The sequence below is a fragment of the Sulfitobacter sp. SBS6 genome (genome assembly GCF_048285585.1).
GTDB lineage: Bacteria > Pseudomonadota > Alphaproteobacteria > Rhodobacterales > Rhodobacteraceae > Sulfitobacter > Sulfitobacter pontiacus.
In genome coordinates, this window is sequence record NZ_JBLWBA010000004.1 from 114,320 (window position 1) to 136,886 (window position 22,567).

General features: G+C 61.5%; 23 protein-coding genes. 14 read left to right on the plus strand and 9 right to left on the minus strand.

Annotated features, from left to right (window positions below; all coding sequences use genetic code 11):
* Positions 1 to 37: 37 nt before the first annotated feature.
* On the minus strand, positions 38 to 724 hold the full coding sequence (locus ACNQ62_RS01810; RefSeq protein WP_005850360.1) for a response regulator transcription factor: 687 nt from the start codon (positions 722 to 724) through the stop codon (positions 38 to 40).
* 165 nt (positions 725 to 889) lie between these two features.
* Here ACNQ62_RS01810 and ribA point away from each other — a divergent pair, with 165 nt between their 5' ends.
* Together ribA and ACNQ62_RS01820 are read left to right on the plus strand one after the other, a co-directional pair.
* Positions 890 to 1,978, plus strand: a complete 1,089-nt coding sequence (ribA, locus tag ACNQ62_RS01815; RefSeq protein ID WP_418094068.1) for a GTP cyclohydrolase II — start codon at positions 890 to 892, stop codon at positions 1,976 to 1,978.
* A complete protein-coding gene (locus tag ACNQ62_RS01820) occupies positions 1,975 to 2,466 on the plus strand; it encodes a L,D-transpeptidase family protein (RefSeq protein WP_418094069.1) in 492 nt (163 codons plus the stop codon). Before ribA ends, ACNQ62_RS01820 begins: the two co-directional genes overlap by 4 nt.
* Here ACNQ62_RS01820 and ACNQ62_RS01825 read toward each other — a convergent pair.
* The gene (locus ACNQ62_RS01825) at positions 2,463 to 3,116 is read right to left on the minus strand and encodes a YggS family pyridoxal phosphate-dependent enzyme (RefSeq protein ID WP_168592296.1); all 654 of its coding nucleotides are present in this window, start codon (positions 3,114 to 3,116) and stop codon (positions 2,463 to 2,465) included. The genes ACNQ62_RS01820 and ACNQ62_RS01825 overlap by 4 nt on opposite strands.
* A 103-nt stretch (positions 3,117 to 3,219) precedes the next feature.
* Positions 3,220 to 4,197, minus strand: coding sequence for a porin (locus ACNQ62_RS01830; protein ID WP_064216085.1), 978 nt, complete (start codon positions 4,195 to 4,197; stop codon positions 3,220 to 3,222).
* A gap of 289 nt (positions 4,198 to 4,486) precedes the next feature.
* Here ACNQ62_RS01830 and ACNQ62_RS01835 point away from each other — a divergent pair, with 289 nt between their 5' ends.
* The 5 genes from ACNQ62_RS01835 to ACNQ62_RS01855 all read left to right on the plus strand — a co-directional run bounded on the left by ACNQ62_RS01835 (position 4,487) and on the right by ACNQ62_RS01855 (position 9,704).
* Positions 4,487 to 4,984, plus strand: coding sequence for a DUF3576 domain-containing protein (locus ACNQ62_RS01835; protein WP_418094070.1), 498 nt, complete (start codon positions 4,487 to 4,489; stop codon positions 4,982 to 4,984).
* A gap of 85 nt (positions 4,985 to 5,069) precedes the next feature.
* On the plus strand, positions 5,070 to 7,616 hold the full coding sequence (leuS, locus tag ACNQ62_RS01840) for a leucine--tRNA ligase (protein WP_418094071.1): 2,547 nt from the start codon (positions 5,070 to 5,072) through the stop codon (positions 7,614 to 7,616).
* Positions 7,603 to 8,088, plus strand: coding sequence for an LPS assembly lipoprotein LptE (lptE, locus tag ACNQ62_RS01845; RefSeq protein WP_009825516.1), 486 nt, complete (start codon positions 7,603 to 7,605; stop codon positions 8,086 to 8,088). The genes leuS and lptE overlap by 14 nt, the downstream gene beginning before the upstream one ends.
* Entirely contained in the window at positions 8,085 to 9,083 is a 999-nt protein-coding gene (gene holA / locus ACNQ62_RS01850) for a DNA polymerase III subunit delta (protein ID WP_037942697.1), read from the plus strand. Before lptE ends, holA begins: the two co-directional genes overlap by 4 nt.
* Positions 9,084 to 9,113: 30 nt before the next feature.
* The gene (locus ACNQ62_RS01855; protein WP_418094072.1) at positions 9,114 to 9,704 is read left to right on the plus strand and encodes a glutathione S-transferase family protein; all 591 of its coding nucleotides are present in this window, start codon (positions 9,114 to 9,116) and stop codon (positions 9,702 to 9,704) included.
* On the opposite strand, the gene ACNQ62_RS01860 is transcribed toward ACNQ62_RS01855, so the two are convergent.
* The 3 genes from ACNQ62_RS01860 to ACNQ62_RS01870 form a co-directional block, all read right to left on the minus strand.
* Positions 9,701 to 10,903, minus strand: a complete 1,203-nt coding sequence (locus ACNQ62_RS01860) for a TIGR03862 family flavoprotein (RefSeq protein ID WP_418094073.1) — start codon at positions 10,901 to 10,903, stop codon at positions 9,701 to 9,703. The two genes, ACNQ62_RS01855 and ACNQ62_RS01860, sit on opposite strands and share 4 nt — an antisense overlap.
* A gap of 197 nt (positions 10,904 to 11,100) precedes the next feature.
* Positions 11,101 to 11,736, minus strand: coding sequence for an enoyl-CoA hydratase/isomerase family protein (locus tag ACNQ62_RS01865; protein ID WP_306285229.1), 636 nt, complete (start codon positions 11,734 to 11,736; stop codon positions 11,101 to 11,103).
* Entirely contained in the window at positions 11,733 to 12,482 is a 750-nt protein-coding gene (locus tag ACNQ62_RS01870) for an SDR family oxidoreductase (RefSeq protein WP_037942693.1), read from the minus strand. Before ACNQ62_RS01870 ends, ACNQ62_RS01865 begins: the two co-directional genes overlap by 4 nt.
* A 233-nt stretch (positions 12,483 to 12,715) precedes the next feature.
* Here ACNQ62_RS01870 and ACNQ62_RS01875 point away from each other — a divergent pair, with 233 nt between their 5' ends.
* The 6 genes from ACNQ62_RS01875 (at position 12,716) to lpxK (ending at position 18,978) form a co-directional block, all read left to right on the plus strand.
* On the plus strand, positions 12,716 to 14,245 hold the full coding sequence (locus tag ACNQ62_RS01875) for a DUF2125 domain-containing protein (protein WP_418094074.1): 1,530 nt from the start codon (positions 12,716 to 12,718) through the stop codon (positions 14,243 to 14,245).
* Positions 14,246 to 14,340: 95 nt separating this feature from the next.
* Positions 14,341 to 15,687: a TldD/PmbA family protein gene (locus ACNQ62_RS01880; RefSeq protein WP_418094075.1), complete on the plus strand. Its 1,347-nt coding sequence runs from the start codon at positions 14,341 to 14,343 to the stop codon at positions 15,685 to 15,687.
* The gene (locus ACNQ62_RS01885; RefSeq protein ID WP_418094076.1) at positions 15,674 to 16,468 is read left to right on the plus strand and encodes a 3'(2'),5'-bisphosphate nucleotidase CysQ; all 795 of its coding nucleotides are present in this window, start codon (positions 15,674 to 15,676) and stop codon (positions 16,466 to 16,468) included. The genes ACNQ62_RS01880 and ACNQ62_RS01885 overlap by 14 nt, the downstream gene beginning before the upstream one ends.
* Before the next feature lie 42 nt (positions 16,469 to 16,510).
* A complete protein-coding gene (locus ACNQ62_RS01890; RefSeq protein WP_005850395.1) occupies positions 16,511 to 16,753 on the plus strand; it encodes a DUF4170 domain-containing protein in 243 nt (80 codons plus the stop codon).
* Positions 16,754 to 16,759: 6 nt separating this feature from the next.
* Complete coding sequence (locus ACNQ62_RS01895) at positions 16,760 to 17,989, plus strand: 3-deoxy-D-manno-octulosonic acid transferase (RefSeq protein ID WP_418094077.1); 1,230 nt, start codon at positions 16,760 to 16,762, stop codon at positions 17,987 to 17,989.
* Positions 17,986 to 18,978 carry a tetraacyldisaccharide 4'-kinase gene (gene lpxK / locus ACNQ62_RS01900; protein ID WP_418094078.1) on the plus strand — a complete coding sequence of 331 codons (993 nt, stop codon included), beginning with the start codon at positions 17,986 to 17,988 and terminating at the stop codon, positions 18,976 to 18,978. Before ACNQ62_RS01895 ends, lpxK begins: the two co-directional genes overlap by 4 nt.
* A gap of 45 nt (positions 18,979 to 19,023) precedes the next feature.
* Here the strand turns inward: lpxK and ACNQ62_RS01905 are convergent, their stop codons facing one another.
* Genes ACNQ62_RS01905 through ACNQ62_RS01915 form a run of 3 tightly spaced genes read right to left on the minus strand, consistent with a single transcriptional unit; the run spans position 19,024 to position 21,354 of the window.
* Positions 19,024 to 20,136 (minus strand): CaiB/BaiF CoA transferase family protein, encoded by a 1,113-nt coding sequence (locus ACNQ62_RS01905; protein WP_168592305.1) that lies wholly within the window; start codon positions 20,134 to 20,136, stop codon positions 19,024 to 19,026.
* Positions 20,136 to 20,831, minus strand: a complete 696-nt coding sequence (locus ACNQ62_RS01910; protein ID WP_009825529.1) for a DsbA family protein — start codon at positions 20,829 to 20,831, stop codon at positions 20,136 to 20,138. Before ACNQ62_RS01910 ends, ACNQ62_RS01905 begins: the two co-directional genes overlap by 1 nt.
* Before the next feature lie 13 nt (positions 20,832 to 20,844).
* Entirely contained in the window at positions 20,845 to 21,354 is a 510-nt protein-coding gene (locus ACNQ62_RS01915; protein WP_005850403.1) for a DUF721 domain-containing protein, read from the minus strand.
* A gap of 84 nt (positions 21,355 to 21,438) precedes the next feature.
* Here ACNQ62_RS01915 and ACNQ62_RS01920 point away from each other — a divergent pair, with 84 nt between their 5' ends.
* Complete coding sequence (locus ACNQ62_RS01920) at positions 21,439 to 22,503, plus strand: A/G-specific adenine glycosylase (protein WP_418094079.1); 1,065 nt, start codon at positions 21,439 to 21,441, stop codon at positions 22,501 to 22,503.
* Positions 22,504 to 22,567 lie beyond the last annotated feature (64 nt).

A 22,567-nucleotide genomic window follows, 5' to 3' on the forward strand; every position in this document is an offset into this window, starting at 1 on the left:
GCAGGAATAACGAGTGGCACCCGCTTGGGTTCCAAAATTATGAAATAATTCTGTATCCACCTGATTCAGTTAGCAAAATTCTTGCGTTCGAGGGATCAGGCTCGATCTTCTGGCGCAGACGGTAGATGTGGGTTTCCAACGTGTGCGTCGTGACACCGGCGTTATAGCCCCAGACCTCGTGCAAAAGCGTGTCCCGCGGGACGACGCCCGCGGCAGCACGGTAGAGGAACTTGAGGATATTCGTCTCTTTTTCGGTCAGCCTGATTTTCTTGTCGTCTTCGGTGATCAGCAACTTGGCCGACGGCTTGAACGTATAGGGCCCAAGCTGGAAAATCGCCTCTTCGGATTGTTCGTGCTGGCGCAGCTGTGCCCGGATGCGCGCCAAGAGAACGGGGAATTTGAACGGCTTGGTGACGTAATCATTCGCGCCCGCATCAAGACCCATGATCGTATCCGCGTCACTGTCATGCCCCGTCAGCATCAGAATCGGGCTTTTCACGCCCTGGGTACGCAGGTCGCGGCACAGGTCACGCCCGTCGATGTCCGGCAGTCCAACATCCAGAATGACCAGATCATACAATGCTTCGGCGGCGCGGGTTTTGGCGTCTGCGCCATTGCCTGCTTCGAATACATCAAAGTCTTCGGTCAGCAATAATTGCTCGCTCAGCGCGTCGCGCAGGTCGTCGTCATCATCTACGAGCAAGATTTTCTTTAGCTGGGCCATATCAACTCATCCTCTACAACTTTACTTTAGATGTGTTCACAAAGCCGTGCGTGCAAGAGTAGCAGGTGTTTGATCACACGACCGTGCGAAATTGTCGCGCAATGTTTCAATCCGCCGGTTTCTGCAGTAAGAAATGTGACAACATAACATGAAAGATTTCAAATCATGGTTTTTGGGCCCGATATAACCGAGCAACTGGCACGCGCCCGTGCGGACCTGCGTTTGGGCGTTCCCATTGTACTGGCGGGATCGCGGCCGGTTCTGGTTATGGCTGCCGAAACGCTGACGCCCGCGCGGCTGACCGGGCTGCTGGCCATGGGTGGCGAACCGGTGTTGGTGATCAGCGCCCGGCGCGCCGAAACCCTGAAAGCGCGCGCCTACGACGGCAGTTTTGCGCGCGTTCTCCTGCCCCGGGACGCCACGTTGCGATGGTTGAAATCCATCGCGGATCCGGCGGACGATCTGCGCAGCCCCCTGAAAGGCCCGCTGGCCTGCGCACGTGGGGGCGATGCGACGCCGCACGGCTTGGCGATTGATCTGATCAAGTCAGCGCGCCTGCTGCCCGCTGCTGTGATACTCGACCTTGCGGATGCAGGTCAGTTCGCCCAGCAAAACGGCCTGACGATGATCAACCTGAGCGCGGCACAACCGATCCTTGCCGCGCGCAGCCCCTTGCATCCGGTGGTGAATGCGCGTCTCCCGATGGAGGTGTCAGAGGCCGGACGTCTGCATATTTTCCGCCCCGACGACGGCGGGGAGGAACACTACGCCATCGAAATCGGCCGCCCCGACCGCAGCAAACCCGTGCTCGCGCGGCTGCATTCGGCCTGCTTTACCGGCGATATCATGGGCAGTCTGAAATGCGACTGCGGGCCGCAGTTGCATGCCGCGCTGACCCAGATGGGCAAGGAAGGGCACGGCGTGTTGCTGTACCTCAACCAAGAGGGGCGCGGCATCGGGCTGACCAACAAGATGCGCGCCTATTCCCTTCAGGATCAAGGCTTTGACACGGTCGAGGCGAACCACCGTCTGGGCTTTGAAGACGATGAACGGGATTTTCGATTGGGGTCGGACATCCTGACATCAATGGGGTTTTCGTCGGTGCGCCTGCTGACCAACAACCCCCGCAAAGTCGAGATGATGGAGGCAAGCGGCATCAAAGTCGCAGAGCGCGTCCCTCTCAAGGTCGGCGAGAATAGCCACAACCACGCCTACCTTGCCACAAAAGCCGCCAAATCCGGGCACCTTCTGTGACACCCGACGATCTGGTCCTTACGCCGCGGGGCGTCCGGTTTCAGGGGCAACTTTACCCCTGCACCATCGGCAAAACCGGTATCACCCGCAATAAGCGCGAGGGCGACAAGGCGACGCCCGCAGGCATTCACCGCATCGTCGGGATGCTTTACCGTCCCGACCGCATTCCCGCCCCTGTGCCGTGGGCGATGCCGATCGGGCCGCGTGATCTTTGGTCTGATGATGGGACGCAGGACGACTACAACAGCCTTGTGCAGACCCCCTACCCGCACAGCCACGAGGTTCTGCGCCGTGCCGACCCCCTATACGATCTGGTGATCCTGACAGATTGGAACTGGCCCGATGCCGTTGCAGGGCGCGGGTCGGCGATCTTTATCCACCAGCAGCGTCGTCCGGGGTATCCCACCGAAGGCTGCGTCGCCTTTTCACGCGCGCATCTGCACCAGATCGCCGTGCGGCTGACCCGGTACAGCAGGTTGATCGTCTAGCCTGCGGTACGTTCCCCGAAGATGGCGGAGCCGACGCGCACATGGGTCGCCCCAAGCGCGATGGCCTTTTCAAAATCGCTGCTCATCCCCATCGACAAATCCTGCAACCCGTTGCGCGCCGCGATCTTGGCCAGCAGCGCGAAATGCAGCGCGGCTTCTTCATCAACCGGCGGGATGCACATCAGCCCCCGCACGGGCAGATCAAGCGACAGACATTCCTTGATAAAATCGTCGGCATCCGCTGGAAGAACACCGGCCTTCTGATCCTCTTCGCCGGTGTTAACCTGCACGAACATGTCAGGACAGCGCCCCATTTCCTGCGCCAGCCGCGCAAAGGTTTGCGCCAGTTTGGGGCGGTCAAGCGTATGGATGACGTCGAATAATTCGAACGCGCTACGTGCCTTATTGCTTTGCAGCGGGCCGATCAGATGCAGCTTGACGCCGTCAAACTCCTGCCGGAAAGCGGGCCATTTGCCTTCGGCCTCCTGCACGCGGTTCTCGCCGAAACAGCGGTGACCTTCCGACAGCACCGCCGCAACGCGCGCGTCCGGCTGCACCTTGCTCACGGCGATCAGCTCGACGCTGCCCGGCGCGCGGCCTGCGTCGGTTTCGGCTTTGGCGATGCGGGATGTGATGTCGTGCAAGCTCATGTCAGTCGGCCCTTGTTGTTGAGGGCGCACAGAACAACAGCTTGGCGCAAAAGAAAAGGGGCAGACCAACGGCCTGCCCCTCTTTTAGACTGTATCGTTCAACTTAGAAAGTGAAACGAACACCCATGTCGGCACGGATCGAGTCGTCGCCGCGGCTGATAACACCGCCACGCAGGGACACGCCGCCACCCAGATCGTGGTGAGCGCCGATACCGTAGGAAGTCTCTTCGAAGTAGTCAGCGTCTGCAACGTAAACGTCGAGGTTGGTCGCTGCGCCGATGTCGAAGGACGCGGTCAGGGCGTAGTGGTCGCCGTTGCCGCCTGTGCCGGTGATGTCGTTGTCATCGCCGTTGTCAGCATATGCCAAGGAAACTGTGGCTGGGCCAACGTTACCTACGACGGACAGAGCGTAGTCAGTGTCAGACTCGGAGTCGGAGTCCTGAGCAGCGGCAGCAAATGTGATGCCGTTGTATGTGTACGCAACGTAGCCTGCAACACGGTCGTTTGTGTCGGAAGCAGAGATGTGTACTTTCAGATCGCCCATGGAGTACAGAACTTCAACACCGTTAGAGCCGGCTGCGCCGTCACCACCGGAGGAGTACGCGTCGCCGCGGAAGTTGTATGCTGTGTACTCATACGACAGGCCGGTGAGACCCAGGTCGATTTCGTACATGCCAGGCATGGATTCCAGAGCGCCGTAGATGTTGCCTACGCCAACTTCGAAACCACCGGTGCGCGCGAAGAAGCGTACGCCGTTGATACCTGTGCCGGCAGGACCGTTTGCAACAGCGAAGTCATCCGCGTTGCCCAGAATGCCGTCGTCGCCGTCGTCGATGGACTGCTGTGTGTCGGAGTTGTTCTGCTGGATACGTGCACGTGCACCGAATGTAACGCCCATGTCGGACTCAGCAGTCGCGTCGATCTGCAGACGGAAACGGCTTGTTACGTTTGTTTCATCGTTGCCGGAGTCGTTTTCTTGGTAAAGAACACCAAAACGGCCGTAGCCGCCGAATGTAACGTCTGCAGCTGCAACGCCAGCGGTCGCAACCAGAGCTGTTGTAGCGAAGAGAACTTTTTTCATGAGTTATCCCTCGGTTTGAATTCATATGCCCATACCGGGGAATCCGGTAAAGGTATGAGAGGTGTTTTCAGCGTTTGCCCTAGTTTTGGCAAGGATCGCGGAAGCCTTGGCATCATTGGAAAAAACTGTGATGCAGCTATGTCACAGTTGCGCACACCCGCAGAAAGCACGGACGGGCCAAGAACGCAGATGCACAGGTGCCCTGTACTCTAGTATATACTGACATTGCGCTTGCCCACAGAACCCCGCTTGGATAGACCTGTGCGCAAACAGGCAAAGGACGGTCGAGATGGTGCGCAGTTCGGTATTCAAATCTACACTAGCCCTCGTGGTGGTCTCAGCGCTTGGCGCATGCGGTGGCCTGAACTTCGGCCCGCCCAACGACAACGACCCGAACCTCGGGCTGTCTCCGACGAACCCCAACTATGTCGAGACGAACCCAGACAACACCATTTGGGCGATCTTCAACCGCAAAGACAATGACACCAGCGTGTCGGTCAACAAATACCTGTGGTCCGCGTCGCTCGAAGTTCTCAACTTCCTGCCAGTGCAATCCATCGACCCCTATACCGGTGTGATCGTGACCGGCTATGGCACCCCCCCGGGGGGCAACCAATCCTATCGCGCGACGGTCCTGATTGATGATCCCGCGCTTGATGCACGGTCGCTGAACATCGCGCTGCAAACCCGTGGCGGCCGCACGGTCAGCAAAGCAACCTCTCGCGCGGTCGAAGACGCGATCCTGAGCCGTGCGCGTGAAATGCGCATTGCCGACGCCAAATTCTGAGCCCGCACCCGTCTATTCCCCATTATCACGCCGGGCCACGCGCTAGTCGCTCGCCCGGCGTTTTTCGTTGATAAGGTCAGCCAAGATGCCCTCCTACTCCCCCGCCGAAATCGAAGCCCGCTGGCAAGCCGCCTGGGAAAAGAACGATGTGTTCCAAGCGGTACGCAAGGCCGACAAGCCGAAGTACTACGTGCTTGAGATGTTTCCCTATCCGTCGGGGCGCATCCACATGGGGCACGTGCGGAACTATACGATGGGCGACGTGATCGCACGCTACAAGATCGCTACGGGGCATAACGTGCTGCATCCGATGGGCTGGGATGCCTTCGGGATGCCCGCTGAAAATGCCGCGATGGCCATTGGCGGTCACCCCAAAGACTGGACCTATGGCAACATCGCCGACATGCGCGACCAGATGAAACCGCTGGGATTGTCGATCGACTGGTCCCGCGAATTTGCCACCTGCGACCCTGAATATTACGGCCAGCAGCAGGCGCTGTTCCTCGATTTCCTGTCGGAAGGGCTGGTCTATCGCAAGAACGCCATCGTGAACTGGGATCCGGTCGATATGACCGTTCTGGCCAACGAACAGGTCGAGGCAGGGCGCGGCTGGCGTTCCGGCGCGCTGGTGGAACGGCGCGAGCTGACGCAATGGTTCTTCAAAATCTCCGACCACTCGGAAGAGCTGCTTGATGCGTTGGACACGCTCGATAACTGGCCCGCGAAGGTCAAGCTGATGCAGGCGAACTGGATCGGCAAATCGCGCGGTCTGCAATTCGCGTTCTCGACCATCGACGCGCCAGAAGGTTTCGACCGGATCGAAGTCTACACCACGCGCCCCGACACCCTGCTTGGCGCAAGCTTTGTCGGCATTTCCCCCGATCATCCGCTGGCCAAACTGCTCGAGAAAGACAGCCCCGAAATCGCGGCCTTCTGTGCCGAATGCCGCAAGGGTGGCACAACCGAAGAAGCGATCGAGACTGCCGAAAAGCTGGGGATGGATACCGGCCTGCGTGTGCGCCACCCCTTCGATACCGCGTGGGAACTGCCCATCTATATCGCGAACTTCATCCTGATGGACTACGGCACGGGGGCGATCTTTGGCTGCCCCGCCCATGACGCACGAGACTTTGAATTCGCCACCAAATACGGGCTGCCGATCACGTCGACCTTCTTGCCGTCCGAGGACGCAGACCCAAAGCTCGCCGCGCCCTTCGTGCCAGCGAAATCCGAAAAAGTGTACTACAATGGCGGTTTTGCCGGCGAGAAATGGCAAACCGGCGAAGAGGCGATCATTGCGGCCATCGACGCCTGCGAAGCGCAGGGGGTGGGCCAAGGCGTGACCAAATACCGCCTGCGCGATTGGGGCCTGTCCCGGCAACGCTACTGGGGCTGCCCGATCCCGGTCGTGCATTGCGACACCTGCGGCGTGGTGCCCGAAAAGAAAGAGAACCTGCCGATCGAACTGCCCTATGACGTCAGCTTTGACACGCCCGGCAATCCGTTGGACCGACACCCCACGTGGCGCGACTGCGCCTGCCCGTCTTGCGGTGCGCCCGCGAAACGCGAAACCGATACGATGGACACATTCGTCGATTCCTCTTGGTATTTCGCCCGCTTCACCGCGCCACGCGCTGACACGCCGACCAATATGGCGGATGCGGAATACTGGATGAATGTGGACCAATATATCGGTGGCATCGAACACGCGATTCTGCACCTGCTGTATTCGCGCTTCTTCGCCCGCGCGATGCAGATTACCGGCCACCTGCCTGAAAAAGCGATTGAGCCGTTTAACGCGCTGTTCACGCAAGGCATGGTAACACATGAAATTTACCAGACCCGCGACGCAAATGACCGCCCCGTCTATCACCTGCCCGAAGATGTGACCGACGGCAAACTCGCCGATGGGACAGAGGTTGAAATCATCCCCTCGGCCAAGATGTCGAAGTCGAAGAAAAACGTGGTCGACCCGCTGGGGATCATCGCGAACTACGGGGCGGATACCGCCCGCTGGTTCGTCCTGTCCGATTCGCCCCCCGAACGCGATGTCGAATGGACCGCATCTGGGGCAGAAGCGGCGTATAAGCACCTAAACCGCGTGTGGAACATCAGCAGCCGCATCGCCGAGATGGACGACAGCGCCGCAGGCACCGGCGACGACGATCTGCTGCGCGCGATGCACAAGACCATCCACGATGTCACGATGGGTGTGGAATCCTTTGGCTTCAACGCCGCGATTGCCAAGCTTTATGCCTTTACCGCGACGTTGCAGAAATCCAAGGCAGGCAAAGCCGCACAGCGCGAAGCGATCATGACGCTGGCCCAGTTGATGGCCCCGATGACGCCCCACCTGGCAGAGGAAATCTGGACCGCGCAAAGCGGCGACGGGTTGATCACCACCTCGACTTGGCCGCAAGCAGACGAGGCGATGCTGGTCGACGATACGGTGACCCTGCCGATCCAGATCAACGGCAAACGCCGCGCGGAAATTCAGGTACCTGCCGATATGCCAAAGGAAGAGGTTGAAAAGATCGCGCTGAGCCACGAAGCTGTCATTCGTACCCTTGATGGGGCCACGCCCAAAAAGGTCATCGTAGTGCCCGGACGGATCGTCAATGTCGTTGCTTAACCGCCGTTTTCTTATCGCATTGCCACTGCTGGTCCTGGCGGCCTGCGGGTTTCAACCCGTTTACGGCCCCGGCGGCACTGGCACGGCGCTGCAAAACGCGGTGCAGGTCGACGCGCCGAATGATGCCTATTCCTACACGCTCGTTCGCGAGATCGAGACGCGGTTGGGCCGCGCCGCAAGTCCTCGTTATGCTTTGGCCCTGACCGTCGATACCTCGGAAGAGGGGTTGGCGATCGACAGCGAAGACAACACCACACGGTATAATCTGGTCGGCAAGGTCGATTTCGCCCTGCGCAACCTCAGCAGTGGTCAGATCGAGGTATCAGGAAATGTCGAAAACTTTACCGGCTATTCCGCGACCGGTTCGACTGTTGCAACGCTCGCAGCAGAACGGGATGCCCAAAAACGCTTGATGGTCATGTTGGCCGACCAGCTGGTCACCCGCCTTTACGCGGCCGATCTGACCCCATGAAGCTGCCCCCGCGCGACGCGAATGCCTATTTCGCCAAGCCCGATCCGACTAAGACCGGGCTGCTGATCTATGGCGGCGATGCGATGCGCGTCGCGTTGAAACGGCAGAGTTTCCTGAAAAACCTGCTGGGCCCCAATGCGGAAGAAGAAATGCGCCTGACCCGTATTCAGGCCGCTGACCTGCGGCGGGATGCGCCCATGTTGCTGGACGCGATCAAGGCCGTGGGTTTCTTTCCGGGGCCGCGCGCGGCTTTTGTGGAAGACGCCAACGACAATATCGCCAAAATCCTGACCGATGCGCTGGCCGACTGGCAGCCGGGCGACGCGCAGATCGTCGTGTCGGCGGGGGATCTGAAAAAGACCTCCAAGGTGCTCAAGGCGTTCGAGGCACATAAGAACGCTTTCGCCACCCCGATCTACGACAATCCGCCCGACCGGGCAGAGATTGAACGCGTGCTTGCCGAAGCAAAGCTCAGCCCCGAGGCGGATGCGATGGGGGCGCTTAGTGAACTGGCGCGGGTACTTGATCCGGGCGATTTTCGTCAAATGGTCGATAAAATCACGCTTTATAAGATCGGCGACGCAGGCCCGCTCACGGCAGAGGATGTGGCCAACTGCGCCCCCACCTCGACAGAGGCAGAGGTCGACGACATTCTCCACGTCGTGGCAGAGGCGCGCGCGGGCGACATCGGCCCCGTGATGGCCAAGCTGCAGGCCCAAGGGGTGAACGCCGTGACGCTGATCATAATGGCGACACGTCATTTCCGCACTCTTTACCGCATCGCGAGCAATCCGGGCGGCCAGATCTGGGGTGTGCGCGACCGCGATCGCGCCATGCGTCAGGCCAAAAACTGGGGTGCGGCCAAACTGGAAACCGCATTGACCGTGCTGACAGACACCGACCTGACGCTTCGGTCAGCAGGCCAACACGCGCCGACGATGGCGCTGGTCGAACGCGCCTTTATCCGCCTCGCCATGCTGGGGGCACAACGCTAAATTCAGGTTAATTCTTGGGAGGAAATGTCGATGTATAAGGTAATCGGGGCAACCAAATCGCGGGCGATGCGGGTGATGTGGATGCTCGAGGAGTTGGGCCAGCCCTACGATCACCTGCCCTGTGCGCCACGTTCGGACGAGGCCAAGCAATACAACCCGTCCGGCAAAATTCCCGCACTTGTGGACGGCGACGACGTGCTGACCGATTCTGTCGCGATCATGCAGTATCTGGCGGACAAGCATGGCGCGCTGACCGCCCCCCCTGGCACCGCGGCCCGTGCGCATCAGGATGCGCTGACCTTCTGGCTGATCGACGAAATGGATGCGATCCTTTGGGCTGCGGCGAAACACAGCTTTGTTTTCCCGCAGGAACAGCGCGTTCCCGAGATCAAGGATAGCCTGAAAGCCGAATTCGCCCGCTCCGCCGCGATCCTGTCAGACAGGTTGGACGGGCCGTTCCTGATGGGGGAGGAAGTCACCATACCGGATTTGCTGGCGACTCATTGCATCAACTGGTCCATCGGCGCGGGATTTGCGCGGGTGGATGACAAGCTGGGAAATTGGGCCAAGTCCATGCGTGACCGCCCCGCGTTCAAGGCCGCCGCCACCCGCGAAGGTTAATCCCGCTGCGCCCAAGCGGCAGCGTGTTGGCCGGCCCATCGGCCTGTCGCAAGACAGGCCGAGATCAGATACCCGCCCGTCGGGGCCTCCCAATCCAGCATTTCGCCTGCAACGAAAACGCCGGGGCGGGCGTGTAGCATCAACCCGTCATCCAGCGCATCAAGCTTTACCCCGCCTGCGGTGGAAATCGCCTCGTCCAGCGGGCGCAGCCCTGCGTGTTTCACCGGCAGCGCTTTCAGCAACCTCGCCAAGTCAGTCGCGTTCGCCGGCAAGGGGCGCGCCATTTCCTGAAGCAGCGCAATCTTGGCCACGTCCAGTTTGAGCGTTTTGCGCAGATAGTTTGCCACGCTCATCTTGCCACGTGGCTTAGCCAGCTTTTCGACCAGCGCCTCGCGGGATTGGTCCGGCAGCAGGTCCAGCATCAGCGGGTGCCCTTCACGCAGCCCGCGCGACACGGTATAGATCCCGCCGCCTTCCAATCCGCGGGCGGAAATAACAGCCTCCCCCCGGGATCGGTAGGTGCCTGATTTCAAGCCGATCCCTTTCAGCGCCGCGCCGAAATGCGCCTCCATATGCGCCGACCAGTTCATCGCGATTCCTGCATTGGCAGGCGCAAAAGGCGCGATATCGACGCCCGCGTCGCGCAGCGGCAAAGCCCAGGCACCGGTGGACCCCAAGCGTGACCAGCTTGCCCCGCCCATGGCCAGCACAGTGACATCGGCCGGCAAGCCTTTCATGCCTTCTGGCGTATCGAACACCGGCGCGCCGTCTTCCCATCCGGTCCAACGCCAACGGGTGTTCACCGCAACACCTGAATCGGCCAGCCGCGCCAGCCACGCACGCAGCAGCGGCGACGCCTTCATCACGGTCGGGAAAACCCGCCCGGTAGAGCCGGTAAACAGGGTTTGCCCCAATCCCTTGGCCCATTCCTGCACCGCCGTAGCATCGAAACTGTTAAGAATGGGTTCAAGCGGTTCTTTCGCCGTCGAAAAAGCGTTCAGGAATTTGGCGTGTTCTTCGGCCTTGGTGATATTCAGCCCCGATTTACCCGCCATCAACAGCTTGCGCCCGACGGATGGCTTATGATCGCAGACCGTCACAGCCAAGCCTGCCGCGGCCATCATTTCGGCCGCCATCAGCCCTGCAGGCCCCGCGCCGATGACAACCCCGCGGCGGGCGGGCAAATTTTCTGATGTCATGACGTGCTCTTCCATTCGGGTTAAGGATATAGCTGTGAGTTACAGCGGCACCATTAACTTGACCTTAAACCAAATGCACGACGATCGTGCTTATTCCAATAAAAGGACAGAATATGCGCATCATTTTAATCATCTCGGGCCTTACACTGCTGGCAAGCTGCGGCGTGCCCTTTGTCCCGTTTATCTAGCCGCCTGAACTAGGGCATCTCGGCAGGGGTTTCGGGCGGGGCGCACATCGCTTTGATCCCGGTGGCAATTTCGGGCGTGGCGGCAACGGTATCGGCGACGATATCGCGTGCGCTTTGCATCAACTCCTCCGTTGGCACAATACGATCGACCAAGCCGAACGTCAGTGCCTCTTCGGCGGTGATCTTCTGCCCGCCCATCAGAATAAGCTTGCTGCGCGCAGGGCCGATCAAGGCTGCCATACGTGCGGGGTCGCTGGGTTGCGGCAAGAACCCCAGCTTCATCACCGGATAGAAAAATTTGGCCCCGGGCACGCAGATCCGCAGATCGCAGGCCAAGGCCATCCCCATAGCGCCCCCCGCCAGCGTCCCGTTCAGCGCGCAGATGCTCAGCCCCGGCAGCGCGGCAATCGCGCCCGACAGCCGCTCCCATATGTCAGAGACAGCGAGCCCCGCGCGCGCCTCGTCCAGATCGGCACCAGCACTGAACACTTTGCCAGTACCCGTCAGGATCACCGCGCGGGCGGCTTGGGCGTCTTCCATGAACTCGGCCAGGGCGACCAGCATCTCGTGGGTGAGAGAATTCGCCTTGTCCGGCCGGTTGATCGTCGCGACCCAGACGGGGCCTTCGCGGTCGAAATCGATCATACCAGACCAATCGCTTTGCGGATGCCCTCGTCGCGCAGCGAGATTTCCTCGCCACAGTATTTGTCGGCCTCGGCGCTGCACATCCACAACAGGGCTCGCGCGGGCCAATCGGCGGGGATGTGATCTTCCCATGCCAGTTCGCTGACGGGGTTGATGCCGCTTGCCTTGATCTCGCGCTGCATCTGGGTTGCGACCGTGCCCGGCGACAGGCCGATGGCGCGGATCCCGTTCGCGGCTTCCTCCAGGTGGATCGACCGGCCCATCATGTTCACCGCCGCTTTGGACGCGCAATAGTGGCTCCAGGCTTCGATGGCGTGATGCGCGGCACCCGAGCTGATGGTCAGGATCGACCCGCCGCCTGCGTCTTTCATCACGGGCAAGACAGCGCGCATGCCGTTGTAGACGCCCTTGAGGTTGATATCGATGACCTGCGACCATTCGTCAGGGTCCGACGCGGAAAGATGCGAGATCGGTTCGATCACACCGGCGTTGTTGATCAGCACATCGACGCCGCCAAAGGCTCCCAGCACCGTTTCCACCGCCGAGGACATCTCACCGAAACGGGCCACGTTGCAGGGGATCGCGATGGCTTGCTTGCCAATTTCGCCCGCCAGATCGGCAATCGCGTCCTGAGACCGCGCCATCAGCACGACATTCGCCCCTGCGTCTGCAAAAACCCGTGCCGCTTCGGCCCCGATCCCGCGGCTGGCACCGGTGATCATCACGGTTTTACCTGTCATATCCATCGTATAATTCCCTTTGTCATCAATAAGACCCGCACGGGGCCTGCCGTACACGGCGTTTGGTGACATCGTTAGCAACAACATCCGCCAGCGCCAATCAAAAGCGCCCCCGCGGGCGGAACATCGCAGATTGGCGCGGGTCGCTTTGCCTTGTAAGGTGGCGTCGGGCGCTTACCTTTAGCGCAACCGCGCTGTCACCGGATAGCCGCCCGCGATTTGCGACAAAGGAATTTTTCATGATCCGCCCTCTCTTCGGCAGTGCCGCCCTCTCAGTTCTTTTCACCTCGTCCAGCGCTTTGGCGGATGTGACGCCGCAGGATGTGTGGCGTGACTGGCAGGACCATATGCAAAGCATGGGCTATGCGCTGACGGCCACCGAAAAGGTATCCGGGGATACGCTCGCGGTGAGCAATGTCCGCTTTGATCTGACGAGCGAGCCTGATCTGGGCCAGATCTCGATGTCGCTTGAACAGTTGAGCCTTGTGCAAAACGATGATGGCACCGTGTCGGTGGTCATGCCCGACGCAATGCCCTTGGTGTTCGAAATCACCCCGACCGACCCGGATGAAGACCGCGTGCGCGCAGCGCTTGTCGTGAACCAGACCGGCCAGGACATGCGCGTGAGCGGGACGCCGACCGACCTGAGCAGCGCCTATGCTGCCGGTCTTCTAGGCTTGACGCTGGATCAGATGACGGTGGGCGACGAGACCTTCGGCCCCGACAACGCGTCGCTGAATGTGGTGCTGAACAACGTCGAATACGCCTCTAAATCGGTGCTGGACGATATGCGCACCTATGCGCAGGACGGGTCCATTGCGTCGATGACGTTTGACATGCGCTTCAAAGACCCCAAAGAGCCCGCCATCGCGACGATCAACGGCACCTCGACGGATATGACGTTCGACGGCGACGGGCGTTTGCCGCTTGGTATTGCGCAGGCCAGTGATATGGCCGCGATGCTGCGGGCAGGTATGACCGGCGCGGGCACGTTCACCAGCGGCAACAGCACCATGACGGTCGACATCGAAGATCCCGAGAATGGCAGTATGTCTGCCGCTGTCGCCTCTGAAGGGGGGCGTTTCACGGTTGAAACCAGCTCCGACGGCATGAGCTATGCCGGTTCGCGTCAAGGCATGGCGCTGTCAGTGCAGCCGCAGCAGTTTCCTTTCCTTCTGTCCTTCGGCCTTGATAATGCGGCGTTCAACCTGAGCGCGCCGGTGCTCAAGACCGACGATGCGCAGGATGTGGCCCTTGGGTTGAACCTCGAAGGGTTCACCATGTCGGATATGGTCTGGGGCATGATCAACCCGCAAGGCACCCTGCCCCGCGATCCGGCCAACCTGTCGTTGGATGTGTCCGGCAAGGCGCGGCTGCTGATGGATTACTTTGACCCCGAGGCCGCGACCAGAATGGCCGAGACCGGACAGGTGCCAGCACAGCTGGATAGCGTGAACCTGAATGCGCTGATCGTGGATGCACTGGGGGCCAAGCTGACCGGCAATGGCGCGGTCACGTTCGAGCATGACGAGAGCGACCCCACGGCGCTCAAGCCGTCGGGCGCTGTTGACCTCAAGCTGGTGGGCGGGAACACCTTGATCGATACGCTGGTGTCCTCGGGCTTGCTGCCCGCGCAGATGGCGATGGGTGCGCGTATGATGATGGGCATGTTCGCCGTCCCGGCCGAGGGTGAGGAGGATACGCTGAAATCCAAGCTCGAATTTACCCGCGACGGGCAAATCCTCGCCAATGGGCAGCGGATCAAGTAACCCTTTGCGGCCACGGCCCTCCAGCGACTGGCGTCCCTTGCACAGCTGCGGCAGGGGCGCTAGCAGTCTTTCACCCATTCAAGGAGTATCCCCCCATGTCGCAATCCATTGAGGCGCTGACCAAGTCGTTGCTGCATGCCGCCCGTCAAGCGGGTGCGGATAGTGCTGATGCGATGGCCGTGCGCGGGACGTCGGTGAACGTCGATGTGCGTGGCGGGGTGCTGGAACAGGCCGAACGCGCCGAAGGCGTCGATATCGGGCTGCGGGTTTTTGTCGGGCAACGCTCTGCCAATGTCTCTGCTTCCGACACATCGGACCGCACGATCGAGGAAATGGCGATCCGCGCGGTGGCAATGGCGAAAGAGGCCCCCGAAGATCCCTACATTGGTCTTGCCGATCCCGACCAGTTGGCGACGGATTGGGATGTCGAGGCGCTTGAGCTTTACGACCCCGCGCCCGAGCCTTCGCCCGAAGCGCTGCAGGATGACGCCGCCCGCGCCGAGGCCGCAGGGCTAGCCGTCAAAGGTGTCAGTCAGGTGCAGTCCGCGGGTGCGGGCTATGGCGCGCAACAGGTATTTATGGCGGCAAGCAACGGGTTCGAAGGCGGATACCGCCGTACCGACCGCGGGCTGTCCTGCGTTGCAATCGCCGGCACCGGCACAGGAATGGAGCGGGACTATGACGGCGACAGCCGCATCTTCCAGGCCGACCTGCGCAGCCCCGAAGACATTGGCACCAAAGCCGGTGAGCGCGTTCTTGAACGCATGGGTGCACGCAAACCGCCCACGGGGGGCTATCCGGTATTGTTTGACGAACGTATTTCCTCGGCGCTGATCGGGCATCTTCTGTCTGCGATCAGCGGCACGGCGATTGCACGCGGTGCCTCGTGGCTGCGCGACGCTATGGGCGAACAGGTGCTGCCAAAGGGCATGTCCCTGATCGAAGACCCGTTTCGCCCCCGCGTCGCAGGTTCGCGCCCGTTCGATGGCGAAGGGCTGCCCACGTCGCGCCGCACCATCGTGGACGACGGGATGTTGCAGGGGTGGACCCTTGATCTGGCCACCGCGCGCAAGCTGGGGCTATCCCCGACCGGCAATGCCGCACGCGGCACCGGTTCGAACCCCGGTCCGGCCACATGGAATATCGCGCTGTCCCAGGGCAATGCCACCCGCGCAGACCTGATCCGCGATATGGGCACAGGCCTTTTGGTGACGTCGATGATCGGGTCGACCATCAACCCCAATACCGGCGACTACTCTCGTGGGGCGTCCGGTCTGTGGATCGAAAACGGCGAGATCACCCACGCGATCAACGAATGTACCATCGCGGGCAATCTGCGTGATATGCTGCAATCGATCGTACCGGCCAATGACGCGCGCGCGCATCTGAGCCGCGTTGTGCCGTCGCTTCTTGTCTCGGGAATGACCCTTGCCGGCGCTTGATGACCTCTCACTTCTGATCAAGGCCGCACGCCGCTCGGGCGAGATTGCGACCTCTTTCACTGGCAAGACCGCGCAGCGTTGGGACAAGCCCGATGATGCCGGTCCGGTGACCGAGGCTGACCTTGCGGTGAACGCGATGCTGCACCAAACGCTGACGGCGGCACGCCCGGATTATGGCTGGCTGTCCGAGGAAAGCGACGACGGTACACGGCGGCTGGGGCAGCGTGATCTGTTCATCGTCGACCCGATTGACGGCACACGCAGCTTTATCGAAGGGTCCGACACCTGGTCCCATTCCCTTGCCATTGCGCGCGACGGGAGGATCACGGCGGCGGTGGTGTTCCTGCCCATGCTCGACCGGCTCTATGCCGCGGCGGCGGGGGCCGGTGCGACCCTGAACGGGCAAAGCATCTCTGTCTCCGACATCGCCACATTGCCCGAGGCGACCGTGCTGGCCACGAAACCGGTGATGGAAATGCAGCATTGGACCAAGGGCGACCCCGGCTTCAAACGCGCGCACCGTCCGTCGCTGGCCTATCGGCTGGGGCTGGTGGGTCAGGGTCGTTTTGACGGCATGGTCACGTTGCGCAAAAGCTGGGAATGGGACATCGCCGCAGGGGCGCTGATTGTCACCGAAGCAGGCGGGCAATGCACCGACCGCACAGGGCAACCCCTGCGGTTCAACAACCCCGATCCACGCCTGAACGGTGTCGTCGCGGGGGGCGATGCCGTCCATGCGGCGCTGCTAAGCGGCCTTGCCCAGACCCAAGCCACCCCTTAGATTGCCCCCAAGGCCATCTGTTTGAAAACAAAGGACCGCGATATGACCCAACGCTTGCACCTCGTCTTTGGGGGCGAACTGATTTCGCCCACCGGTACCGCGTTCAAAAACGTCGATGACATCCATGTCGTCGGGATTTTTCCGAACTACGCCAGCGCCTATGACGCCTGGAAAAACGAGGCACAGCGCACGGTCGATAATGCGCATATGCGGTATTTTATCGCGCATCTGCACCGTCTGCGCGACGAAGAGGCTGCGGCCTCCTCTACCGAAGAACTGGGGTAAACTCTTATGGCGCGGTCGCTTGGGCTGTCGGCCTATCGCGCCTTTACCGGTCGCGGGGGCGTGCCGCCATTCACCCCCGTGGCCAAGCGCCCCACCGGAGAGCTGGTCTGGTGCCACGCTCCCGAACCCGGCAGCTTGTTCGCGATACAGGATCTGGCCATTCGCCTGTGCCGGAGCCGTCCGGGGCTGAGTGTTCTGATCACCGTTCCCCAAGCCTTGGTGCCGGTGGACCTGCCGCCGTGTAGCGAAGCCGACGTGCTGATCGATACCCTGCCCGAGGACCACCCGACGCTTGCCAAAAACTTTATCGATTACTGGCAGCCCGACGCCTGTGTCTGGGCATGGGGGCGTCTGCACCCGAATATGATTGCAGAGATGACCACACAGGCCTGCCCGATGTTCCTGATCGATGCCGACAGCGACGGCTTTGACGGGCGGCGCGACCGGTGGCTGCGCGATCTGACCCGCGATCTGCTGATGCATTTCTCGGCGATCATGACGCGGTCGGAGGCGGGGATGCAACGGCTTGTCCGGCTTGGGCTCGCCCGCAAGGACATAGAGCTGACCCCCGCCCTTCAGGCCGGTGGCCGCGTGTTGCCTTGTATGGATTCCGATCTGGCCGATCTGTCGGCTGCGGTCGTGGGGCGTCCGATCTGGTTCGCCAATCAGGTGCTCGAGGGTGAGCTGAACACCGTGCTCACCGCGCACCGCCAAGGGCTCCGCCTATCTCACCGGCTGTTGCTGATCCTCGCGCCCGCCGACCCCAAGCAGGCCGATGTTTTCGCGCAGCGGATGGAGGATCAGAACTTTCGCGTGCTGCGATGGGGCGACGCGGGCTATCCCGACGCCTCGACCCAGGTGATGATCGCCGATGATCCGGCAGAGATCGGCTTGTTTTACCGGCTGGCCCCTGTGTCCTTTCTGGGCAACTCGCTGATCAACGGCAGCGGTGGCTGTGACCCGTTCGAGGCCGCGGCCCTGGGATCGGCTGTGCTGTACGGGCCGAAAGTCCGGCGGTATCTGCCGCTGTATACCCGGCTGGCTGCCGAAGGAGCCGCGCGGATCGTGAATGATGCCACAGCGCTTGGTACCGCCGTGAACCGGCTGATCGCGCCAGATCAGGCGGCGACGATGGCGCAGGCGGGGTGGGATGTGATCAGCCGCGGTGCGGGCGTCACCGACAAGGTGATCGACCTTGTGCAGGAAACGCTTGACCAGCGAGAGGCCACATCATGAAACGCGCCCCCGCCTTTTGGCACCGTCCCACGCCCGATTGGCGCGCGCGCCTGTTGCAACCTCTGGGCGCGCTTTATGCCAAGGCCACTGCCCGCAGGCTGGCGGCGGGCACGCCGCTGCGTCTGGATATTCCGGTGGTCTGCGTCGGCAACATCAACGCCGGGGGCACGGGCAAGACGCCAACGGTCATGGCTGTCGTCGAACACCTGCGCGACAGGTATCACACGCCCCATGTGGTGTCGCGCGGCTATGGTGGCACGCTGAAGGGACCGGTGCAGGTTGATCCGTCGCGCCACAGTGCCGCGCAGGTGGGGGATGAACCGCTGCTACTGGCCGCCTTTGCCGATGTCTGGGTTGCGCAGGATCGCGCAGCGGGGGCGCAGGCCGCGGCGGAAGCGGGGGCATCGGTGATTGTGATGGACGACGGCTTCCAGAACCCCGCGCTGCATCAGGACCTATCGATTGTGGTGGTGGATGCGGCCAAGGGATTTGGCAACGGGCTGTGCCTGCCGGCAGGCCCCTTGCGCGAACCCGTTGCTACGGGTCTGGCGCGGGCGGATATCGTGCTGTCCATCGGTGGCGCAGAAGATCAGGCGCAGTTTGACGCGACCGACCTGCCCGACGAGCTGCCGCATGTGCGTGCCGAACTCGCCCCCCTGCAAACGGGGATGGATTGGTCCGACACCCGCGCGCTGGCCTTCGCAGGCATCGGCCACCCCGAGAAGTTTTTTGCCACCCTGCGCGATCTGGGGGCAGAGATTGTCCACGCCGAAGCGCTGGAGGATCACCAGCCGCTGAACCCTGCGCTGATGGGACGGCTAGAGGCGGATGCCGCCCTGCGCGGCGCACAGCTGGTCACAACGGAAAAAGACGCGGTGCGTCTGCCCGCGTCTTTCAGAATGAAGGTGATAACCCTGCCGGTGCGTCTGGAGTTCGATCCTGAAAACGCGCTTTTTGCCGCGCTGGATCGACTGCCGAAACCGGCATAACCGCCAGAGCTTCTAGCGAAGCCCGGGCGGCATCTCGGGGCGAACCTAGTCGTCCTGCCCCAGCTTTGGCGCGGCGCGATGCAAAGCCAGTTCAGCGCCCGAGAATTTGAACGGCGACCGGATGCCCGGCACCCCGTCCAGTTCGACCTTCATGCCGCGCGCGATGACTTGGGGGTCTTCGAACATATCGGCCATGTCGTTGATCGGCCCGGCCGGCACGCCCTCTGCCTCGCAGGCGGCGAGCAGATCGTCGCGGGTGCGTTGGCTGGTAGCCCCATTTAAACGGCGGATCATCTCGGGCCGGTTGGCGACGCGGTCGGCGTTCTTGGCATAGTCTGCCGAGGTTGCCATATCATCCAGCCCCAGCATCCGGCACAGCCGTTGGAACTGCCCGTCATTGCCCGTGGCGATGATCAGATGCCCGTCAGAGGATGTGAACACCTCGTAGGGGGTCAGGTTCGGGTGTGCGTTGCCCATCCGCGTCGGCGCATTGCCCGTGGTCAGATAGTTCATCGCCTGATTGCCCGTCACCGCAACAGCGCAATCCAGCAGTGCCATATCAATATGCTGGCCCACGCCGGTCTGGCTGCGCTGGTGTACCGCTGCCAGAATGGCCGTGGTGGCATAGATGCCGGTAAAGATATCGGTGATCGCCATGCCGTGTTTCTGCGGCTGACGGTCGGGTTCACCCGTGATCGACATCAGACCGGACATGCCTTGGATGATGAAATCATAGCCCGCGCGATGCGCATAGGGGCCGTCCTGCCCGAAACCGGTTATCGAACAATAGATCAGCTTGGGGAACTGCTTGGACAGGCTGGCGTAATCCATCCCGTATTTGGCAAGCCCGCCGGTTTTGAAATTCTCGATCAGGATGTCGGCATCGGCCAAAAGCTCTTTCATCTTGGCCTGACCTTCATCGGTGGTCAGATCGACAACAACCGAGGCTTTGCCCCGGTTGGCCGAATGGAAATACGAGGCGGATTTATCTTCCCCGCGCTCGATGAACGGAGGCCCCCACTGGCGGGTGTCGTCGCCCGCCGGGCTTTCGACCTTGATCACCTCGCAGCCGAGATCCGAAAGCGTCTGACCGGCCCAAGGGCCTGCCAGAATACGTGCCAGCTCAATAACCTTGAGCCCTGCCAGCGGGGCCGCCATTATTCTTCCAGCGCCGCGTCGATGATCTCTTTCATCTCGGCATAGGGCATGTTGGAGTATTTCTTGCCGTTGATGATGAAGCTTGGCGTGCTGTTGATGTCATCCGCCTTCTGGTTTTCTTCCCACCATGCGACGAGCGACTGTGCTTTTTCACCGTCTTGCAGACAGGCGTCCAGCTCAGCATTGTCGAGCCCGGCCAGACGGCCGATTTTGCGCAGCTCTTCGACGATCGCGGCAGGCTCTCCGGCGCGGACCCATTCGGACTGACCGGCATAGATCATGTCGGTGATGCCAAAGAACTTGTCCTCGCCACCGCAGCGCGACACCATCGACGCCCAAAGGCCGTAGCGGTCAAAATAGACCTCGCGGTAGGTGAAGCCGATTTTGTCGTTGTCGATGTAATCCGCCTTGAGCTGCTGGAACGGGCCTTGGTCAAAGGCAGCGCAATGCGGGCAGGTGTAGGATGCGTATTCGATGATCTGGACCGCTGAATCGGGGTTGCCCAATGTCATGTCCTGAATTTCGGTGGTTGCAGCAGGTGCATCTGCCTCTGCCGTGTCGGCTGACTGCGCGTTGGCCGCGCTGACCAGCGGGTTGATCGGTGTGCTGTTCACGGCATTTGTACCGCTGAAAGCGTACCAGCCACCTGCGGCAGCTACGGCAACAGCCGCAAGGATGGGGAATGTCGGTTTCATGTGATTTCCTTTTTCAGCGTTTGGTCTTGTTCAATATGTTCTCGCCCAGACGTGCAAGTGCATCGCGCAGGGCCTCGTTCGCGACAGGGCTGACGGTTTCGGCAGCACGCTGTTGCAAGACGGGGTCGTTCGGCGGTTCGGGATGGGTCTTGGGTTGCGGCGCAAAAGCGACCTGGCCTTCGGCAAAGCCGGTAGCAGCCGTCTGGGTCACCCGCACCCGCGCAATCGCGTTGAACCCGTAGATGGCGTTCACCTTGGCGCGCAGCTGTTCCTTCTGCATCTCCAGCATGGGCGCATTTGCCCCTGTCGTCAGCAAGGTCAGCGTTGCCCCCATACCGCCCCGGCCATAGCTGACCTCAACAGGGCGCGAGATGGCCGCGACGTCCTGGCCGACGATTTCGGCCCATTGGGTCAACAGACGGGATTGGGCAAAGCCACGAGTCTCGCTCGCTTGACGGATCTTGGCCGAAAGCAGGCTATCCGTCCTTTTGAACCCTTTTGTACTGGTACGCCGTGGCGCCATGACTATCTTTCCCGAATGACTAGCCACAACATAGCGATCCCGCCTCGTATCACCAGCCATACCCAACCGAAAAGGTTATAAACATTGCGTGACACCGACCCCTCCGGCGACCTCCCGCTGATCCTTCTGGAATGGTACGATGTCCATGCGCGTGCGATGCCTTGGCGCGTGCCGCCAGCGGCGCGGGCGGCGGGCGTGCGCCCCGATCCCTACCGCATCTGGCTAAGCGAGGTGATGCTGCAACAAACCACCGTCGCAACCGTCCGCGACTACTTCCAGCGGTTCACCGCGCGCTGGCCGACGGTCGCTGATCTGGCAGCGGCTGCGGATGCGGATGTGATGGGCGAATGGGCCGGATTGGGCTATTACGCCCGTGCCCGCAACCTGTTGAAATGCGCCCGCGCTGTGATGGCCGATCATGACGGCCGGTTCCCCGCCGACCACGCGGCCTTGCTGAAGCTGCCGGGGATTGGCCCTTATACCGCTGCGGCCGTATCCTCCATCGCGTTTGATCTGCCGTTCACCGTGCTGGATGGCAATGTCGAACGGGTGATGGCGCGGCTCTATGACATCCACACCCCCCTGCCCGCCGCCAAGCCCGACCTCATGGCACGCGCTCAGGCGCTGACCCCAATCACCCGTCCCGGAGATTACGCCCAAGCGGTGATGGATCTGGGGGCCACGATCTGCACCCCCAAATCCCCGGCCTGCGGCATTTGTCCGTGGCGCGATCCCTGCCTTGCCCGCCGCAATGGCACGGCGGCCGAACTGCCCAAGAAGACACCGAAGAAGCCGAAGCCGATCCGGCATGGCACGGTCTATCTGGGGCAGCGCGCGGATGGTGCCTGGCTGCTTGAAACGCGCCCCGACAAAGGGTTGCTCGGCGGTATGCTCGGTTGGCCCGGCACGGACTGGATCGAGGCAGAAGGCCCACGCCCCGCAGGCACACCGCCTGCGCCTGCCGACTGGCAGCCCCTTGCGGGGGAGGTGCGGCACACGTTCACGCATTTCCACCTGATGCTGACCGTCATGCACGCGCGCCTACCGAATGACACGGTGCCAGCACGCGGGCACTTTGTCGTGCGGGATGATTTCCGCCCGTCGGACCTGCCCACGGTGATGCGCAAAGCCTATGACTTGCTCCGGTAGCGGCGGCGCGGCATAGTTTATCGCAGCCAAAGCTTTGCCCGATCCCCTTGGGCCAGATAACCCG

Excerpts from the sequence above, each read along its gene's own strand:
- ACNQ62_RS01875 (WP_418094074.1), top strand. The coding sequence starts at position 12,716 with ATGATCCGCCCTCTCTTCGGCAGTGCCGCCCTCTCAGTTCTTTTCACC.
- ACNQ62_RS01855 (WP_418094072.1), top strand. The coding sequence starts at position 9,114 with ATGTATAAGGTAATCGGGGCAACCAAATCGCGGGCGATGCGGGTGATG.
- ACNQ62_RS01870 (WP_037942693.1), bottom strand. The coding sequence starts at position 12,482 with ATGGATATGACAGGTAAAACCGTGATGATCACCGGTGCCAGCCGCGGG.
- ACNQ62_RS01905 (WP_168592305.1), bottom strand. The coding sequence starts at position 20,136 with ATGGCGGCCCCGCTGGCAGGGCTCAAGGTTATTGAGCTGGCACGTATT.
- ACNQ62_RS01835 (WP_418094070.1), top strand. The coding sequence starts at position 4,487 with ATGGTGCGCAGTTCGGTATTCAAATCTACACTAGCCCTCGTGGTGGTC.
- ACNQ62_RS01865 (WP_306285229.1), bottom strand. The coding sequence starts at position 11,736 with ATGATCGATTTCGACCGCGAAGGCCCCGTCTGGGTCGCGACGATCAAC.
- ACNQ62_RS01895 (WP_418094077.1), top strand. The coding sequence starts at position 16,760 with ATGGCGCGGTCGCTTGGGCTGTCGGCCTATCGCGCCTTTACCGGTCGC.
- ACNQ62_RS01810 (WP_005850360.1), bottom strand. The coding sequence starts at position 724 with ATGGCCCAGCTAAAGAAAATCTTGCTCGTAGATGATGACGACGACCTG.
- leuS (WP_418094071.1), top strand. The coding sequence starts at position 5,070 with ATGCCCTCCTACTCCCCCGCCGAAATCGAAGCCCGCTGGCAAGCCGCC.
- ACNQ62_RS01915 (WP_005850403.1), bottom strand. The coding sequence starts at position 21,354 with ATGGCGCCACGGCGTACCAGTACAAAAGGGTTCAAAAGGACGGATAGC.
- lptE (WP_009825516.1), top strand. The coding sequence starts at position 7,603 with ATGTCGTTGCTTAACCGCCGTTTTCTTATCGCATTGCCACTGCTGGTC.
- ACNQ62_RS01910 (WP_009825529.1), bottom strand. The coding sequence starts at position 20,831 with ATGAAACCGACATTCCCCATCCTTGCGGCTGTTGCCGTAGCTGCCGCA.
- holA (WP_037942697.1), top strand. The coding sequence starts at position 8,085 with ATGAAGCTGCCCCCGCGCGACGCGAATGCCTATTTCGCCAAGCCCGAT.
- lpxK (WP_418094078.1), top strand. The coding sequence starts at position 17,986 with ATGAAACGCGCCCCCGCCTTTTGGCACCGTCCCACGCCCGATTGGCGC.
- ACNQ62_RS01860 (WP_418094073.1), bottom strand. The coding sequence starts at position 10,903 with ATGACATCAGAAAATTTGCCCGCCCGCCGCGGGGTTGTCATCGGCGCG.
- ACNQ62_RS01830 (WP_064216085.1), bottom strand. The coding sequence starts at position 4,197 with ATGAAAAAAGTTCTCTTCGCTACAACAGCTCTGGTTGCGACCGCTGGC.
- ribA (WP_418094068.1), top strand. The coding sequence starts at position 890 with ATGGTTTTTGGGCCCGATATAACCGAGCAACTGGCACGCGCCCGTGCG.
- ACNQ62_RS01890 (WP_005850395.1), top strand. The coding sequence starts at position 16,511 with ATGACCCAACGCTTGCACCTCGTCTTTGGGGGCGAACTGATTTCGCCC.
- ACNQ62_RS01880 (WP_418094075.1), top strand. The coding sequence starts at position 14,341 with ATGTCGCAATCCATTGAGGCGCTGACCAAGTCGTTGCTGCATGCCGCC.
- ACNQ62_RS01825 (WP_168592296.1), bottom strand. The coding sequence starts at position 3,116 with ATGAGCTTGCACGACATCACATCCCGCATCGCCAAAGCCGAAACCGAC.